The organism is Halorubrum sp. GN12_10-3_MGM, assembly GCF_005435235.1.
Lineage (GTDB): Archaea > Halobacteriota > Halobacteria > Halobacteriales > Haloferacaceae > Halorubrum > Halorubrum ezzemoulense.
The window spans coordinates 12476-27414 of record NZ_SGUB01000022.1 but is presented as its reverse complement, the minus strand read 5'-3'; the positions used below and the strand labels follow the sequence as shown (position 1 = coordinate 27414).

At 71.7% G+C, this 14939-nt stretch carries 18 protein-coding genes; 9 read left to right on the top strand and 9 right to left on the bottom strand.

Annotated features, from left to right (window positions below):
• Window positions 1–5 precede the first annotated feature (5 nt).
• Both EXE47_RS14350 and moaC read left to right on the top strand, forming a co-directional pair.
• Window positions 6–1475 (top strand): NAD(P)H-hydrate dehydratase, encoded by a 1470-nt coding sequence (locus EXE47_RS14350; RefSeq protein ID WP_089307639.1) that lies wholly within the window; start codon window positions 6–8, stop codon window positions 1473–1475.
• Window positions 1468–2004, top strand: coding sequence for a cyclic pyranopterin monophosphate synthase MoaC (gene moaC / locus EXE47_RS14345; RefSeq protein ID WP_089307640.1), 537 nt, complete (start codon window positions 1468–1470; stop codon window positions 2002–2004). Before EXE47_RS14350 ends, moaC begins: the two co-directional genes overlap by 8 nt.
• Before the next feature lie 30 nt (window positions 2005–2034).
• Here the strand turns inward: moaC and gcvT are convergent, their stop codons facing one another.
• The gene (gene gcvT / locus EXE47_RS14340; RefSeq protein ID WP_137708472.1) at window positions 2035–3219 is read right to left on the bottom strand and encodes a glycine cleavage system aminomethyltransferase GcvT; all 1185 of its coding nucleotides are present in this window, start codon (window positions 3217–3219) and stop codon (window positions 2035–2037) included.
• Between the two features lie 132 nt (window positions 3220–3351).
• On the opposite strand from gcvT, the gene EXE47_RS14335 reads away from it, so the two are divergent.
• Complete coding sequence (locus EXE47_RS14335; protein WP_049929542.1) at window positions 3352–4014, top strand: S26 family signal peptidase; 663 nt, start codon at window positions 3352–3354, stop codon at window positions 4012–4014.
• Between the two features lie 189 nt (window positions 4015–4203).
• On the opposite strand, the gene EXE47_RS14330 is transcribed toward EXE47_RS14335, so the two are convergent.
• Window positions 4204–4776 (bottom strand): NYN domain-containing protein, encoded by a 573-nt coding sequence (locus tag EXE47_RS14330; RefSeq protein ID WP_049929543.1) that lies wholly within the window; start codon window positions 4774–4776, stop codon window positions 4204–4206.
• A gap of 220 nt (window positions 4777–4996) precedes the next feature.
• On the opposite strand from EXE47_RS14330, the gene EXE47_RS14325 reads away from it, so the two are divergent.
• Together EXE47_RS14325 and EXE47_RS14320 are read left to right on the top strand one after the other, a co-directional pair.
• Window positions 4997–5248 (top strand): hypothetical protein, encoded by a 252-nt coding sequence (locus tag EXE47_RS14325; protein ID WP_049929544.1) that lies wholly within the window; start codon window positions 4997–4999, stop codon window positions 5246–5248.
• A 109-nt stretch (window positions 5249–5357) separates the two neighbouring features.
• Window positions 5358–6536, top strand: a complete 1179-nt coding sequence (locus EXE47_RS14320) for an inorganic phosphate transporter (protein ID WP_049929545.1) — start codon at window positions 5358–5360, stop codon at window positions 6534–6536.
• A 19-nt stretch (window positions 6537–6555) separates the two neighbouring features.
• Here EXE47_RS14320 and ilvD read toward each other — a convergent pair whose 3' ends face one another.
• The gene (gene ilvD / locus EXE47_RS14315; RefSeq protein WP_086216832.1) at window positions 6556–8343 is read right to left on the bottom strand and encodes a dihydroxy-acid dehydratase; all 1788 of its coding nucleotides are present in this window, start codon (window positions 8341–8343) and stop codon (window positions 6556–6558) included.
• Between the two features lie 172 nt (window positions 8344–8515).
• Here ilvD and EXE47_RS14310 point away from each other — a divergent pair, with 172 nt between their 5' ends.
• Window positions 8516–8926, top strand: a complete 411-nt coding sequence (locus EXE47_RS14310; protein ID WP_089307641.1) for a hypothetical protein — start codon at window positions 8516–8518, stop codon at window positions 8924–8926.
• Here the strand turns inward: EXE47_RS14310 and EXE47_RS14305 are convergent.
• Window positions 8910–9338, bottom strand: a complete 429-nt coding sequence (locus EXE47_RS14305; RefSeq protein WP_049929548.1) for a universal stress protein — start codon at window positions 9336–9338, stop codon at window positions 8910–8912. The genes EXE47_RS14310 and EXE47_RS14305 overlap by 17 nt on opposite strands.
• Before the next feature lie 273 nt (window positions 9339–9611).
• A complete protein-coding gene (locus EXE47_RS14295; protein ID WP_089307642.1) occupies window positions 9612–10004 on the bottom strand; it encodes a VOC family protein in 393 nt (130 codons plus the stop codon).
• 153 nt (window positions 10005–10157) lie between these two features.
• On the opposite strand from EXE47_RS14295, the gene EXE47_RS14290 reads away from it, so the two are divergent.
• Window positions 10158–10502 carry an SHOCT domain-containing protein gene (locus EXE47_RS14290; RefSeq protein ID WP_137708471.1) on the top strand — a complete coding sequence of 115 codons (345 nt, stop codon included), beginning with the start codon at window positions 10158–10160 and terminating at the stop codon, window positions 10500–10502.
• Window positions 10503–10515: 13 nt separating this feature from the next.
• Here EXE47_RS14290 and purQ read toward each other — a convergent pair whose 3' ends face one another.
• Window positions 10516–11193: a phosphoribosylformylglycinamidine synthase I gene (gene purQ / locus EXE47_RS14285; protein ID WP_089307644.1), complete on the bottom strand. Its 678-nt coding sequence runs from the start codon at window positions 11191–11193 to the stop codon at window positions 10516–10518.
• Window positions 11194–11281: 88 nt separating this feature from the next.
• The gene (purS, locus tag EXE47_RS14280) at window positions 11282–11533 is read right to left on the bottom strand and encodes a phosphoribosylformylglycinamidine synthase subunit PurS (protein WP_004595793.1); all 252 of its coding nucleotides are present in this window, start codon (window positions 11531–11533) and stop codon (window positions 11282–11284) included.
• Between the two features lie 180 nt (window positions 11534–11713).
• On the opposite strand from purS, the gene EXE47_RS14275 reads away from it, so the two are divergent.
• Window positions 11714–12691 (top strand): formyltransferase family protein, encoded by a 978-nt coding sequence (locus EXE47_RS14275; protein ID WP_049929552.1) that lies wholly within the window; start codon window positions 11714–11716, stop codon window positions 12689–12691.
• 98 nt (window positions 12692–12789) lie between these two features.
• Window positions 12790–12978: a hypothetical protein gene (locus EXE47_RS14270; RefSeq protein ID WP_049929553.1), complete on the top strand. Its 189-nt coding sequence runs from the start codon at window positions 12790–12792 to the stop codon at window positions 12976–12978.
• Window positions 12979–13031: 53 nt separating this feature from the next.
• Here EXE47_RS14270 and EXE47_RS14265 read toward each other — a convergent pair whose 3' ends face one another.
• Window positions 13032–13805, bottom strand: coding sequence for a class I SAM-dependent methyltransferase (locus tag EXE47_RS14265; RefSeq protein WP_089307645.1), 774 nt, complete (start codon window positions 13803–13805; stop codon window positions 13032–13034).
• Window positions 13802–14935, bottom strand: a complete 1134-nt coding sequence (locus EXE47_RS14260; protein ID WP_089307646.1) for a glycosyltransferase family 4 protein — start codon at window positions 14933–14935, stop codon at window positions 13802–13804. Before EXE47_RS14260 ends, EXE47_RS14265 begins: the two co-directional genes overlap by 4 nt.
• Between the last annotated feature and the right edge of the window lie 4 nt (window positions 14936–14939).

The following is a 14939-nucleotide window of genomic DNA, read 5'->3' as shown; positions in this document are numbered from 1 at the left end:
CGAGCATGATCACGACCGACCGCATGGCGGCCGTCGACGCCAACGCGGCCGCGCTCGGCGTCCCGCGCAAACAGCTGATGGAGTCGTCCGGCAACGCCGTCGCCCGCGAAGTGCGGGCCGTCGCGGACCCGGGTGCCGCCGTCGCGCTCGTCTGCGGCCGCGGGAACAACGGCGGCGACGCCCTCGTCGCGGCGCGGTTCCTGAAGCGGTACGACGTGACGGTCCACCTGCTCGGACGCCCCGCGACGATCCGGACCGACATCGCGCGGGAGAACTGGGCGGCGGTTGAAGCGACGGAGATCACGACCGAGACGGTCACCGACTCCCGCGACTTCTCCCTCGCCGCTCCCGACGGCGACGGCCCGGACGTCGTCGTCGACGCGATGCTCGGCTCCGGGGTCTCCGGCGGCCTCCGCGAGCCGGAACGAACCGCCGCCGCGGCGATCAACGCGACCGACGCGACGGTGATCGCGGTCGACGTGCCCTCCGGGATCGACGCCGACACCGGCGAACCGACCGGCGAGGCGGCGACCGACGGTCCGGCCGACCCAGTCGCCGTCGACGCCGACCGCGTGGTGACGTTCCACGACGAGAAGCCCGGACTCGACGCCGCCGGCGTCACGGTCGCGGACATCGGGATCCCGGCCGCCGCGGAGCGGTTCACCGGCCCCGGCGATCTCCTCGGGCTCGACCGCGATCCGGACTCGCACAAGGGGGACAACGGCGAGGTGCTGGTGGTCGGGGGCGGACCGTACACCGGGGCGCCGACGCTGTCCGCGCTGGCCGCGCTCCGCGCGGGCGCCGACCTCGTCCGCGTGGCGTGCCCCGAGTCGGTCGCCGGCGCGGTCCAGGGGTTCTCGCCGAACCTCATCGTCCGCGCGCTGCCCGGCGACCGCGTCGGGCCCGCCCACGTCGACCGGGTCGCGTCGCTCGCGGCCGAAAGCGATGTCACTGTCCTCGGCCCGGGCCTCGGCGGCGGCGACGGGGCTCGGGAGTTCGTCCGCGAGTTCCTGACGGGCTACGACGGACGCGGCGTCGTCGACGCCGACGCGCTCCGGGTCGTCCCCGAGGTCGACACCGACGCCGACCTGATCTGTACGCCGCACCAGGGCGAACTCGTCGACATGGGCGGAGAGAGGGCGTCAGACCCGGACGAGCGCGCGGAACTGGTCGACGAGTTCGCGGGCGGGCTGGGCCACACGCTGCTCGTGAAGGGCGCTGTCGACGTGGTCGCCGACGGCGACGAGACACGGCTCAACCGCACCGGGAACCCCGGCATGACGGTCGGCGGGACGGGCGACGTGCTCGCGGGGACGGTCGGCGCGCTGGCGGCCGTGACGGAGCCGTTCCGGGCGGCCGCGGTCGGCGCGTACGCCGTCGGCCGGGCCGGCGACGCGGCCGCGGAGGCGAACGGCGCGGGGTTGGTGGCGACGGACTTACCCGATCGGCTGCCGGAGGCGATGCGTGATGAGTGAGGAGGACGCGGTCCGGTCCGGCGACGGAAGCAACGGAGGCGACGGCAGCCCGGACGACCTGACACACACCGACGACGCCGGCGACGTCCAGATGGTCGACGTGGGCGCGAAGCCCGACAGCAGCCGGCGAGCGGTCGCCCGCGGGGAGATCCGGCTGACGCCGGGGACGATCGCGGCGGTCGAGGCCGACGCGGTCGAGAAGGGCGACGTGCTCGCGACCGCCCGGATCGGCGCCGTTCAGGCGGTGAAACACACCTGGGAGACGATCCCGATGTGCCACCAGATCCCGATCACGAACGTCGACGCCGAGTTCGCGGTCGGCGACGACCGGATCGAGCTGACGGTCGCGGTCGAGACCACCGGCAAGACGGGCTGTGAGATGGAGGCGCTGGAGGGCGTCACGACCGGGCTCAACACCGTCTGGGACATGGTGAAGGCCGCGGAGAAGGACGCCGACGGCCAGTACCCCGACACGCGGATCGCGGACGTGAAAGTGGTCGACAAACGGAAGGAGACGGTCGACGCGTAGCCGCGGCCCGGGAGGCCGCCGCGGTTCGCCTCAGCGGTCGAGGAACGGCGGGACCACGACTTCGGCACGCTTCTCGTCGCCGCGCACGACGACGCTCACCTCGGTGCCGGCGTCGGCGTACGACTCGTGGAGGTACCCCAGCCCGATCGGCTCGTCGAGCGTCGGGCTCATCGTCCCGGAGGTGAGCTTCCCGACTCTGGTGAGGTCCCCGTCGGTGACGGCGTACCCGCCGCGGGGCACGCCGCGCTCCGAGAGCCTGACGCCGACGAACTTCTCGTCGACGCCCTGCTCCTTCTGGACCTCCAGCGCGTCGCGGCCGACGAACTCCGTGTCGAGCTTCACGACGAAGCCGATCCGCGCCTCGTACGGGGTCCGGGGCTCACCCTCGGGATCGAAGTCCTGTCCGGACAGCAGGAACCCCATCTCGGTGCGGAGCGTGTCGCGCGCGCCGAGGCCGCACGGCTGCGCCTCGCGGGGCGCGTCGACGAACGCCTCCCAGACGGCGCCGGCGTCAGCGGCCGGGCACATCACCTCGAAGCCGTCCTCGCCGGTGTAACCGGTGCGCGCGACCCAGCTCTCGACCCCCGCCACCGCCGCCACCGCCGCCTCGAACTTCGAGAGGTCGACGACGCGGTCGCGGGGCGTGGCCTGGTCGAGGGCGTCGGCCGCGTCGGGGCCCTGGACCGCGAGCATCGCCCAGTCCCCCGTGGCGTTCGCGACGGTCGCGTCGAGCCCCCACTCGTCGCGGTGCGCGGTCCAGCGGTCGGCCATCTGTCCGTCGTGGCCCGCGTTCGGTACGAAGAGGTACGCCGGGTCGCCGCTCGGCGCGTCGAGGTCGCCGCCGTGGTCGCTCTCCAACGCCGCGAGCGACGCCGCCCCTTCCCCGGCCGGAGTCCCGTCGGGGAGCCGGTAGACGACCGTGTCGTCGAGCATCACGCCCTCCCCGTTCGTGATCGCGGCGTACTGGGAGTCCCCGGGGTCGAGCGCGCGCACGTCGTTGGTCGTGAGTCGGTTCATCAGTTCGGTCGCGTCCGGGCCGGCCACCTCGATCTCGCCCATGTGGGAGACATCGAAGACGCCGACCGACTCGCGGACCGCCGCGTGTTCGGTCCGGATCGAGTCGAACTCGACGGGCATCTGCCAGCCGCCGAAGTCGGTGAACTTCGCACCGCGCGCGTCGTTGGCGTCGTGGAGCGGAGGGAGACGGTCGGTCATACGCGCACCCTCTCCCGGGCGAGCCTAAGGTGTTGTGACAGCGGCGGTCCGCGCGTCCGCGGCGGGCCCGGCCGCGTGGCCCCCACCACCTCGAGCGACAGCCTCAAGCGGTCGCCGTGCCGTCTCCCGACCGTGAGCAGTTCCCGTCCCGACACCGCCGCCGCGGTGGCGCCCGCGGTCGCCGTCCTCCTCGTCGCGGTCCTGCTCGGCGCCGTCGTGGGCACGTGGCCGCCGTTCGTCGCGGTCGAGAGCGGCAGCATGACTCCCGGCGTCGAGCGCGGCGACCTCGTCGTCGTCACGGCCGCCGACCGAACGCCGTGGGGCGACCTCTCGAGCGCCGCCGACGCGGACGCGCCGACGCGGCTCGGCGGACCGGGAGACGTGGTCGTTTACGCCGTTCCGGGCGCCGGGGGTCGCCCGGTGTTCCACCGCTTGGCGTTCCCCGTGGAGGCGGGCGAGGACTGGACGGAGCGGGCCGACCCGGACCTGCTCTCCGGCGACTGCGGGGAGCTCTCAACCTGTCCGGCGCCGTACGACGGGTACGTCACGCGCGGGGACGCGAACGGGCTGTACGACCAGAGCGCGGGCATCGCCCCGGTCGTCCCCGAGGAGTGGATCGCCGGCAAGGCGCTGTTCGCGGTGCCGAACCTCGGCTGGACACGGGTGGCGATCGACGCGGCGGCCGCGCGGTACGGCGGGGTCGCGACCGGAGTGGTCCTCGTCGGTCTCGCGGGACTGGCCGGCGGACTCGGCGCGCTGCTCTTGGGACGGCTCGGTCGGGGACGGCGGCGGTGAGTTGTCTCGGCGGGAGCGATTCTCTCATGAAAACTCGCGACCGCCGGTAGCCGTCTTTCATACAATTCGGTGCGGCCGGCGCGAGGAGCGCGTGGGAGGTAGCGGTGAGGGAGGGGCGACCGCGGGGAGCCCCGAGCGAACCGCGAGGTCGGCGTTCAGCTATACGCGGCCGCCGGCGTCGCCCGACCGCTATCGCGTCGAGGGCGATCCGGCGTCCGTCTCGTCGTCGTCGCTCCCGGCGGCGTCGCTCTCGTCGCCGTCGAGCGTCACGGAGCCGTTGGCGGCGTTGCGGAGCGCGTCCGAGCGCCCGAACTCCCCGGGCGCGATGGCGAGCGTCCGGATCCCGTAGCCGTTGGCGGTCTCGACGACCGGCTTGAAGTCCGTGTCGCGCGAGGCGATCGCGAGGGTGTCCATTCGGTTCTCGGCCGCGAACCGCGCGGCGTCGACCGCGAGCTTCACGTCCACGTCGCCGCTCGTGATCACGACCTCGAAACCACGGGCCTCCGCGGCCTGAATCAGCCCCGGCGTCGCGTGCTCGTCGAGGTAGAGCCGGGTCGTCACCAGCGGGCCCTCGGCCTCGGCGGCCAGCCGCACGTCGTCGAGGTCCACGTCGAACTCCTCGCGCAACACGTTCGGGCCGTCGACGAACAGCGCCACGCCGTCGGTGTTCGCGTCCGTCGCGCGCTCGCCGGTCGTCCCATCGCTGCGGCCCGCCTCGCCGTCAGCGGTCGTCTCGCCCTCGGGCCCGTCGCCTCGGTCCATGAGCGGGCTTCGCCGCGGCCGGAAATAGGTATGCTGATTCGCGAGCGCTCTCGACGAGCGCCTCCCGCCCGGTCTCGGTGTGTCGTCTGCCCAGTTATCCCCGGCAATTCGTCCGACCGACTTGGCGCTTCAACACCTTATATCCGTATTACGACCTGCCTCACGTCCGTAGTGAATATACGGAGACTTGAAATAGGATGTCCAATAATAGCGAGATAAGATGTCTCAATCAAACGCGTACACCGTTATTTCCGCACAGAACGATCACGATTGTACCACTGTACGTGCCCATCCACGCAACGAGACGTTCCACGTCGTCGACTACGCCGACGAGGACGCCCGCGAGCGCGTCGCCGACCTGCCGGTAGGGTCGGTCGTGAAGATGGAACTCTCCCGCGCCGGGCGTCGGAGCAACGTCTGGCGCGCCGAGTCGGTCAAGACCGCGCAGACCGACGGCGGCGAGTCCCGCTGACGCCGGACCGGCGGCCGCACCGGAACCGCGGCCGCAACGCCGCAGTTTCGAGCCCGAATCGTGACCGATTACGACACTTATATGCCTCGTATGGCGGTACCACGATTCGATGGTGGAAACGCTCCTGGCGGTCGGGGTCGTCGCGTCGGCGTTCGTCGGCTTCAACATCGGCGGCTCCTCGACCGGCATCGCGTGGGGACCTCCCGTCGGGGCCGGCATCCTGAAGAAGACGACCGCCGCGGGACTCATGACGGCGTTCGTCTTCCTCGGCGGCTGGACCGTGGGGCGAAACGTGATGGACACGCTGAGCGGCGGGATCATCACGACGGAGCTCTCGCTCTCGGCGGGTGTCGCCGTGTTGTTCTTCATCGGACTCGGGATCCTCATCGCGAACATCTTCGGGGTCCCCGTGCCGACCTCGATGACGACCGTCGGAGCGATCGCCGGCCTCGGACTGGCGACCGACACGCTCGACTACGCGACGGTCTCGCGGATCATCTCGTGGTGGATCGTGACCCCGATCATCGGGTTCTGGGTCGGCGTCGTGATCGGTCGGTACGTCTACCCGGCGGTGAACCGGCGGGTCCACATCGAGAAGTCCCCCGGCCCGCTGCTGCGACTCGACCGGGAGGGCGGGGTACCGAAGCCGGAACTCGGCCCGAACACGACGGTGACGGAGCTCATCAGCACGGTCGTCGTCCTCCTCATCGGCTGTTACATGTCGTTCAGCGCCGGCGCGAGCAACGTACCGAACGCCGCCGCGCCGCTGGTCAGCGGCGTCGGAGGGCTTCCGGAAAACACCGCTATCGGGATCGCCACGCTCGCGATCGGACTCGGCGGCTTCACGATCGCCCGCCGCACGATGGAGTCGGTCGGCGGCGAACTGAGCGACATCCCCCTGCTCGCGGCCCTCTTCGTGATGACGACGGCCTCGACGATCACGACGGTCCTCTCGTACCTCGGGATCCCGATCAGCCTCGTCATGGGCACGGTGATGACGATCGTCGGCATCGGGTGGGGACGCGCGACGCGGCCGGTCACCGTTCAGGAGGCGGTCACCCGGAACACCGGGGACAACGAGATCGTCCCCGGCGCGATAACCGTCTCGGAGGACGAAGAGGAGCGGTCGGCGCCGATCGGCGAGGCGGAACCGGAGGCGGTGTTGGAGGCCGGCGACCTGTTCAACCCCCGAGCGGTGCTGAAGTACATCTCGATGTGGATCATCGGCCCGTCCGTGTCGACCCTGCTGGCCTACGGGTTCTTCGTCCTCGTTCCGGGCGTCGCCTGACGGCGCGCGAACCGCCCGTTCAGTCCCGCGTGAGCCGCGGGTTCGTCACCGCGCCCTCCGCGGCCGAGGCGAAGTCGCGGCCGTACTTCGCGAGGATGCCGCCCTCGTAGGGCGGTTCGGGCGCGTCCCACGCCTCGCGGCGCTCGTCGAGCTCCTCGTCGGAGAGGTCCACGGTCAGGTCGCGCTCGGGGATGTCGACCGTGACGTGGTCGCCGTCCTCGATGAGCCCGATCGGACCGCCGACGGCGGCCTCGGGCGCGACGTGGCCGATCATCGGACCGCGGGTGCCGCCCGAGAAGCGGCCGTCGGTGAGCAGCGCCACGTCGTCCTCGTGGCCCGCGCCGACGACGGCGGCGGTGACGCCGAGCATCTCGCGCATGCCGGGGCCGCCGCGGGGCCCCTCGTTGCGGATGACGATCACGTCGCCGGACTCGATCGCCCCCGACTGGACGTACTCCATCGCGTCCTCCTCGTTCTCGAACACGCGGGCGGGGCCCTCGTGGTAGAACTCGTCGTCGCCAGTCACCTTCAGCACCGAGCCGTCCGGCGCGAGGTTGCCGTCGAGGATCTTGATGGCGCCCTCCTCCTCCTTCGGGTCCTCGACGGGGTAGAGGAAGTCGGCCTCGATATCGTCGTCGGCCGGGAGTTCGCCGCGCTCCTCCAGGGCCGCGATCTCCTCGGCGAGCGTCCGGCCCGTCACGGTCATCGCGTCGCCGTGGAGCAGGTCGGCCTCAAGTAGGCGGCGGAGCACGACCGGCACGCCGCCGACCTCGTGGAGGTCGTTCATGACGCGGCTCCCGCCGGGCTGGAGGTTCGCGATCTTCGGCGTGCGCCGGGAGATCTCGTCGAAGTCCTCGATAGAGAGGTCGACGTCGGCCTCGCCCGCGAGCGCGAGCAGGTGGAGGACCGCGTTCGTCGAGCCGCCCATCGCGGTCTGGGCCGCGATCGCGTTCTCGAACGACTCGCGCGAGAGGATGTCGGAGGGGCGGCGGTCGTTCTCGATACAGTCCATCGCCAGCTCGCCGGCGCGCTCGGCGACCGCGTAGCGCTCCTCGTCCTCCGCCGGCGGCGAGGCCGATCCGAGCGGCGCCAGCCCGAGCGCCTCCGACAGCGACGCCATCGTGTTCGCGGTGAACATCCCGCCACAGGAGCCCGCGCCGGGGCAGGCGTGCCGCTCTAACTCGTCGAGTTCGTCGGCGTCCATGTCGCCCTGCGCGTACGTGCCGACGCCCTCGAACACCTGGACGATCGTCACGTCGCGGCCGTCGTGTTGCCCGGGCATGATCGAGCCGCCGTAGAGGAAGACGCTGGGGAGGTCCGTCCGGATCGCGGCCATCATCATGCCGGGGAGGTTCTTGTCGCAGCCCGCGACCGTCACGAGGGCGTCCATGCGCTCGCCGAAGGAGACGAGCTCGACGGAGTCGGCGATCACCTCCCGCGAGATCAGGCTCGCCTTCATCCCCTCCGTCCCCATCGAGATGGCGTCGGAGATGGTGATCGTGCCGAACTCGATCGGCATCCCCCCCGCCGCGTCGATGCCGTCGAGCGCGGCGTCCGCCACGTCGTCGAGGTGGACGTTACACGGCGTGATGTCGGCGGCCGGGTTCGGCACGCCGACGATCGGCGACGAGAGGTCCTCGTCGTCGAACCCCATCGCGCGGAACATGGCGCGGTGCGGCGCCTTGTCCGGCCCCTCTGTCACCTCGCGGCTCGGCAGGTCCTCGTCTTTCGTCCCGGCGAATCGGTCCGCGTCCTCCCGGCGACGACGCCGCTCGCCGTCGTCCGATCTCGACTGCTGTTCGCTCATACCCGACCCTGTCGCTCGGGGGTCTTAAACCGCCGCGTCGGGGCGAGGGTTGCTCGGCGGGGATCGCGGTTCCCCCCGCACGGAGTCGGCTTCCGGAAGCGGGGCTCGACACCCGTTATTCGACAGACGGTAACGTATTGAACTCGCCCCTCGTCGTCGGTCGCGTATCAGCATGTCCGTCGCAAGCGCGGCCCGTCGCGTCGACGAGGATGACAGCCAGTTCCCTGCGCACGGGCCGGTTGAGGCATGCCTCGGCTACCTCCTGTTCTACATCCTCGTCGATCGCGTGACACCGCCCGTCTTCGAGGCGTTCGGCAACACGGCCCTCTGTCTGCCGTCCTCGTTCGTCCGGTTCGGGCTCGCGGCCGCGCTGTGGTTCGTGCTCGTGGTGACAGCGGTCGACCAGGCGCGGCGGCTCGCGGCGCTCGGGGTCGGCACGTACGACGACCCCGGACTGCGCGTGCGGTCGCGCGTCGTACCGTCGTCGCCACGAACCACGGGGTATCTGCTCGCGCTGATCGCGGACACCGCCGTCGCCATGGTAACGTTCGACGGAGCCGCTCTGGTCACCGAACGATCGTGACCGGAACCGGCGACCGCCTGGCAACCGTTTCGGCCACGTTCCCCACGAGGAACCGGCGCGTCATGCGGCGGCGGTCCGCCCCGTGAGCGCCGATCACGACCGTGTCGTAGTCGCCCGCCCGATTGATGATGTTCCGGGCCGGGTGGCCGATACCCACGACCGTGTCTATCTCTCGCCCCCGCTCGGCGGCCGCCGCGCGCGCCCGCTCAAAGGCGGGCTCGGCGCGTTCGGCGGCGGCCTCGTCGATGTCGTCCGCAAGGGCGAGGTCCGTCGCTTCGCCGAACATCGAGGAAGGGACACCGACGACGTGTAACACGGTGACGTCGGCCTCCGGAAAGCTGTCGAGCGCGTACGCGAGGGCCTCCACCGAGTGGTCGGAGTCGTCCATCGGGACGAGGATGCGTGAGACCATACCGCAGGTCAGACCGCCTACCCACCTAAGTCTCTTCCTCAGACGACGCCCGGGACGAGCCGATGGGATCCGTGGCGCCGCCCCGTCAACTCCCCGACACGTCGGTCACGGACCTGCTTCCGCCGCGACGGCGTCGGAGTCGAACGACCAGACCGTCGACACCGCGGCCGCGCCGGCCGCGTTGCCCGTCGCCACCAGTTCCCCGAGATCCGAGGCGCCCGGCCCCTCGCGGCGATGACCGCACCGGCGAACGCGTCGCCGGGCTCCGGCGGCTCACACCCGCGCTTTCAGCTCCACTCGGTAGCCGAACGGGTCCCTGACGTACACCGCGCCGGCCTCGCCGGTCGCGCCGAGCGGGGAGTCGAGCCGCTTTTCGACCTCGACGCCGGCGTCGGCCAGCTCCGCTTCGATCTCCTCGACCGACTCCTCGACGACGACCGCGACGTGGTCGTAGTTCGTCCTCGCCGGCCGCTCGAACTCGGCGGTCGGCCACAGGTGGATCACCGCGGTCGCGGAGAGCCGCACGTCGAAGAAGGGCTTCTCTCCGGCCGCGTACAGCGCGTCCTCGATGCCGAAGCCGAGCGCCTCGCCGTAGAACTCGCGGGCCGCGTCGGCACCGCCTTCCGGGATGCGGAGGTTGACGTGGTCGATATTGCGTGCCTTCACGGGGGAGTGTTCGGCGTCCGGGCGCAAAAGTCGTCGGGCCGGGTACTGCCGGTCCGCGTCCGGCCGGAGACGTGGCGGTCGGCGACGGCGGGGCGGTCCTGCGAACTGCGAACGTCCGCGGCACACTTATACACAGTCATGTAAACATCGCGCATGTCAGTCCTCGAACTCCCCGCGGCGACACTGCTCATGGGCGGTATGGGCGGCGCGACGGGGCTCGTTTCGCTCGTCGCCGTCCTCGCGGTCGCGGCGCTGCTCGGGGCGAGCGTCGTCGGCGTCCGGGCGTTGGCTCGTGACGCCGACGGAGAATCGAAGTCGGACGGAGCGGACGAAACTGCGGTCGAACGCCTCCAGCGACGGTACGCGGAGGGCGAACTCACGGAGGCGGAGTTCGAGCGGGCGCTGGAGCGCGAACTGGGGAGCGACGGGACGACCGAAGCCGGGGCGGGGCCGGTCGGCGAACCGGACCCGGCGCGGGAAGCGAAGCGGGCGCGGTAGTGTCGGGGCGCGGTCAGGTGAACGCTTCGAGGATCCCCGCGCCGTCCGTGCTGCGGCCGAGGTCCGGGAGCGTGGCGCGTTCCGGGTGCGGCATCAGCACGGCGACGGTCTCGCGCTCGCCGAGGACCCCGGCGACGTTGTCGGTCGAGCCGTTCGGGTTCGCGGCGTCGGTGACGTTCCCGTCGGCGTCGCAGTACCGGAAGAGGACGCGGTCGTCGCCGACGAGGTCGGCGTGGGCGTCCGCGCTTATCTCGAAGCGCCCCTCGCCGTGGGCGATCGGGACCTCGATCACGTCGCCCTCGTCGTAGGCGGCGGTCCACGGCGTGTCAGCGCGCTCGACGCGCAGGTGGACCGGCTCACACTGGAAGCGCGCGGAGGCGTTTGTGGTGAACGCGCCGGGCGTCAACCCGGACTCCGAGCCGATCTGCGCGCCGTTACAGACCCCGATCACGGGGACGCCCTCGTCGGCCGCCTCGCGGACCTCCGCCATGATCGGATCGCGCGCCGCCATCGCGCCGGCGCGGAGGTAGTCGCCGTAGGAGAACCCGCCGGGGAGGACGATCCCGTCGGGGTCGTCGGGGAGGCCGTCCGCGTGCCAGACGCGCTCGGCGTCGACGCCGAGGTGGTCCAGCGCGCGGACCGCGTCGCGGTCACAGTTGGAGCCGCCGAACTGGACGACGGCGACCGTCACGCCGCCCACCTCGCCTGGGCGGCCGTGACCGTCGGGTCGGCGCGGGTCGCGCCGGTGACGATCGGCGTCGTCTCGACGACGGCGACCGTCATCGCTCCGCGACCGCCACGTCGTAGTCGTGGATCGTGGGGTTCGCGAGCAGCCGCTCGGCCATCTCGTCGGCGCGGTCGGCGGCCTCGTCGGCGTCGGCGGCGTCAAGGTCGACCTCGAACCGGTCGGCCGAGCGGAGGTCCGACAGCTCGAACCCGAGCCGTTCGAGCGCCTGCTGGGTCGTCTCGGCCTCCGGGTCGAGGACGCCCCGCTTCAGCCGGACCGTCACCGTCGCCGTGTATGCTGTCATGGTCGTTGGTGCGGAGTCGTGTGTAAAAACCGTTTTGGAACGCCGTTTATACGCACATTTGTGGATACATGCCGGTCTTTCGTGCGGGAAGCAGAAACGGCGCGGAACGAAAGGGGCAAACCCCTCCGCCTTCTCCACAGGGTGTATGCAGCCGCTCGAACCCGCGGAGGTGATCGTCGCATGACCCGCGAACTGACCGAGATCACGGTCGTCGGAGGAGACAAGACCGGACTCATCGCGCGGGTCACCTCCCTGCTGTTCGAGCGGGGAATCAACATCGAGGACCTCGACCAGGCGGTCCGCGAGGGCGTCTTCCGGATGACGACTCGCGTCGACACCGCCGAGATGGAGACCTCGCGCGGCGAGCTCCGGCGCGCGCTCGCCGAGCTCGGCCGCGAGCTCGACGTCGACATCCAAGTCCGGTTCCCGAGCGACCGCGACGCGCGCCGCGTCGCGCTGCTCGTCACGAAGGAGACGCACGCCCCCGAGGCTCTGTTAGAGGCGGAGGAGCGCGGCGAACTCGCGGACGACGGCGAGGCTGAGATCCCGGTGGTCATCGGCAACCGCGGCGACCTGCGGTCGCTCGCGGAGCGCTACGACAAGCCGTTCTACGACGTGGGCGACGGCAACGGCAACACCGACGAGGGCCGGCTCCTCGACCTGCTCGCCGAGTACGACGTGGACCTCATCGCGCTGGCGCGCTACATGCGCATCCTCTCGCCGGAGGTCGTCTTCCGGTACGAGGGCCGGATTATCAACGTCCACCCCTCGCTGCTCCCGGCGTTCCCCGGTGCCGAGGCGTACCGACAGGCGAAGGACGCGGGCGTCCGAATCGCTGGCGTCACCGCCCACTACGTCACGACGGACCTCGATCAGGGCCCGGTGATCGCCCAGCGCGCCTTCGACGTGCCGCCGGGGGCCGAGGTCGACGAGATCAAGCGGCGCGGGCAGCCACTCGAGGCCGAGGTCCTGCTCGACGCTGTCCGGCTCCACCTCGCGGACGCCATCGCGGTTCACCGCGGCACCGTCCACGTCCGCGAAGACGTCGATGTCGACGCCCAACTCGGGCTGAGCGACGCCGCGGTGAACGCGAACCCGGACGAGCCGGTCGACGGCGAACCGCTCGGCCGATCGCCGCCGTCACCGTCTGACGACTGAGCGACCGCGACCGAGCCGGACCGGCGGGTCGGCCCGATCGGCGCCGTCCGAACGGTCCGCAGGGCAGTTTTAACTAAGCGCGTGCGCAACTGAGTCCAATGCCCGAGTGTCGCGCGCTGACGGCGTTTCTCGCGGACACCGCCGGGGTCGTCCGCAGCGACGAGCGCATGATTCTGCTTTTCCTGCTGCTGCTGTCGATCGCGGCGCTGGCCGTGTTCCTCCACTACACGACGCTCGTGCTCGAGGGGCTCCCGGAGCCGATTCCGACCGAGCCGATCGGCCCATAGTTCGTCCCCTGACAAGGATAGACCGGGCCGGACTCCTCCGTCGATCGAGGGCGTCAGTCGAGGCGGACCAGCAGGTCCCGGTTCGCGGCCTCGTAGCGGAGCCGCCCGTCCTTGAGCGCCGCTCGCCGCCGCTCCGCCCAGTCGCTCGCGTCGTATCCGGTCTCTCCGACCGCCTCTTCGACCGTATCGAGCAGGTGCGCGAGGACCGTCCGCTCGCCGGACTCGTAGGGGGGCTCGATCCGCCACGGAGACGGCCCCTCCGCGATCACGGTCGCCTCCCGAGCCAAGGCCGCCGCGCCGTCCGGGCCCCCGGCCCTGAACTCCCGCATGTGTCGGTGGTAGCGGTCGAGGACGGCGTCGTCGTCGGGGTCCGCTGGCGCGAAGCGCGTCTCGCCGTCGTAGGTTATCGGCGCGTACGCGACGGGGGCCACGTCCGCGAGGGCGGCGACCGCGGGCGCCGCGTCGACCACGTCGAAGAACGCGCAGCCGACGACGGCGTCGAACCGGTCTCCCGCGGCCACCGCCTTGCTCACAGCGTCGAAGGCGTCGGCGACGCGGTACTCGACGGCCACGTCGCCCACCGCCTCCCCGACCCGGGCCTCGCCCGCGGCGAGCGCGGCCTCGTGGGCGTCGACCGCCACCCACCGGCCCCCCTCGATCACGCCCCAGTCGACGAGGCGCTCGACCATCGTCGCCGTCCCGGCGCCGACTTCGAGTATCTCCGGCTCCGGCGGGAGTTCGGCGGCGAACCGATCGAGGACCTCGCGGTTCAGAGAGCGGTCGTCGAGCGCCCGCTTCGCGTCGAGGTACGTCGCGTGGTCGGTCACGCGGCGTCACCCCGCGGCCTCTCGCTACCGGTCGCCGCCAGGAAGTCGACGACGCGGTCGAGCGTCTCGGGCCACCCCGGGCGCGCCTCGTAGTCGCGGCGCGCGGCGATCCCCATCTCCGCCAGCCGGTCGCGGTCGTCGAGGTCCCGGAGCGCCCGGGACACGGCGCGGGGGTCGCCAGGCGGAACGAGGACCCCGGAGTCGCCGTCGCGGACGAACTCGCTCGCCCCGCCCGCGGTCGTCGCCAGCGGAACGCAGCCGAACCCCATCGCTTCCAGGTACACCATTCCGAACGGCTCGTACTGCGAGGGCACCGCGAGGACGTGGCTCTCGCGCAGCCGCGCCGCGACGGTCGCGTCGTCGAGTCGGCCGGCGAACCGGACCCGGTCGCCGATCCCGGCCTCGGCGGTCATGCCCTCCACGCGCTCGACGTGCTCGGGCGCGATCGTCCGATCGCCGACGACGGTCAGCCGCCAGTCGACCGCGGCGCGGTCGAGCCTGGCGACTCCCTCGACGAGCGTATCGAGCCCCTTCCGCGGGACGACGTTGCCGAGGAACGTCACCTCCAGCGGGCCGGATCGCGCTCGCTCGCGGATCTCCGAGGCGGAGACCACCGGTTCGAAGCGGTCGCCGGCCGGCGGCGCGACCACGCTGCGCGCCGGCCCGCCGAGCCCGGCCGCGTCCCGGCGGGTCGTCTCGGCGTTGTACACCGCGGCGTCGACCCCGCGGAGGAATCGGCGCTCGATCGCCGCGACCCCGCGCCGACCGAGTCCGGCGCGGACCCGCTCACCGGCTCCCGTCCCGCTCGATCGCACCCCTTCAGCCGCCCGCGCACGCCACGCGATCATGTGGACGAGCGCGACCGACGGCGCGTCGAGCCGTCGGTTGGCGCACAGCACGGAGGGGTGCGCCAGCCCGTCCTCAACGACGACGTCGAACTCCGAGAGCCGGTCGGCGAGCCGGCGGGCGCGGAGGTTCGGCGCGAGTCGCTCCCGGTACGAGCCCCGCGGGAGCGAGACGACCTCGACCGCGTGCCCGCGCTCGCGGAGCCGGTCGCGGAGCCGCCGGTCGTAGTAGAACCCGCCGGACTCGGACTCGATGTCGCCGGCGAGGACGAGCGTGACGCGCATCGGA

Excerpts from the sequence above, each read along its gene's own strand:
- EXE47_RS14350 (WP_089307639.1), top strand. The coding sequence starts at position 6 with ATGATCACGACCGACCGCATGGCGGCCGTCGACGCCAACGCGGCCGCG.
- moaC (WP_089307640.1), top strand. The coding sequence starts at position 1,468 with ATGAGTGAGGAGGACGCGGTCCGGTCCGGCGACGGAAGCAACGGAGGC.
- gcvT (WP_137708472.1), bottom strand. The coding sequence starts at position 3,219 with ATGACCGACCGTCTCCCTCCGCTCCACGACGCCAACGACGCGCGCGGT.
- EXE47_RS14330 (WP_049929543.1), bottom strand. The coding sequence starts at position 4,776 with ATGGACCGAGGCGACGGGCCCGAGGGCGAGACGACCGCTGACGGCGAG.
- EXE47_RS14325 (WP_049929544.1), top strand. The coding sequence starts at position 4,997 with ATGTCTCAATCAAACGCGTACACCGTTATTTCCGCACAGAACGATCAC.
- EXE47_RS14320 (WP_049929545.1), top strand. The coding sequence starts at position 5,358 with ATGGTGGAAACGCTCCTGGCGGTCGGGGTCGTCGCGTCGGCGTTCGTC.
- ilvD (WP_086216832.1), bottom strand. The coding sequence starts at position 8,343 with ATGAGCGAACAGCAGTCGAGATCGGACGACGGCGAGCGGCGTCGTCGC.
- EXE47_RS14310 (WP_089307641.1), top strand. The coding sequence starts at position 8,516 with ATGTCCGTCGCAAGCGCGGCCCGTCGCGTCGACGAGGATGACAGCCAG.
- EXE47_RS14305 (WP_049929548.1), bottom strand. The coding sequence starts at position 9,338 with ATGGTCTCACGCATCCTCGTCCCGATGGACGACTCCGACCACTCGGTG.
- EXE47_RS14290 (WP_137708471.1), top strand. The coding sequence starts at position 10,158 with ATGTCAGTCCTCGAACTCCCCGCGGCGACACTGCTCATGGGCGGTATG.
- purS (WP_004595793.1), bottom strand. The coding sequence starts at position 11,533 with ATGACAGCATACACGGCGACGGTGACGGTCCGGCTGAAGCGGGGCGTC.
- EXE47_RS14275 (WP_049929552.1), top strand. The coding sequence starts at position 11,714 with ATGACCCGCGAACTGACCGAGATCACGGTCGTCGGAGGAGACAAGACC.
- EXE47_RS14270 (WP_049929553.1), top strand. The coding sequence starts at position 12,790 with ATGCCCGAGTGTCGCGCGCTGACGGCGTTTCTCGCGGACACCGCCGGG.
- EXE47_RS14260 (WP_089307646.1), bottom strand. The coding sequence starts at position 14,935 with ATGCGCGTCACGCTCGTCCTCGCCGGCGACATCGAGTCCGAGTCCGGC.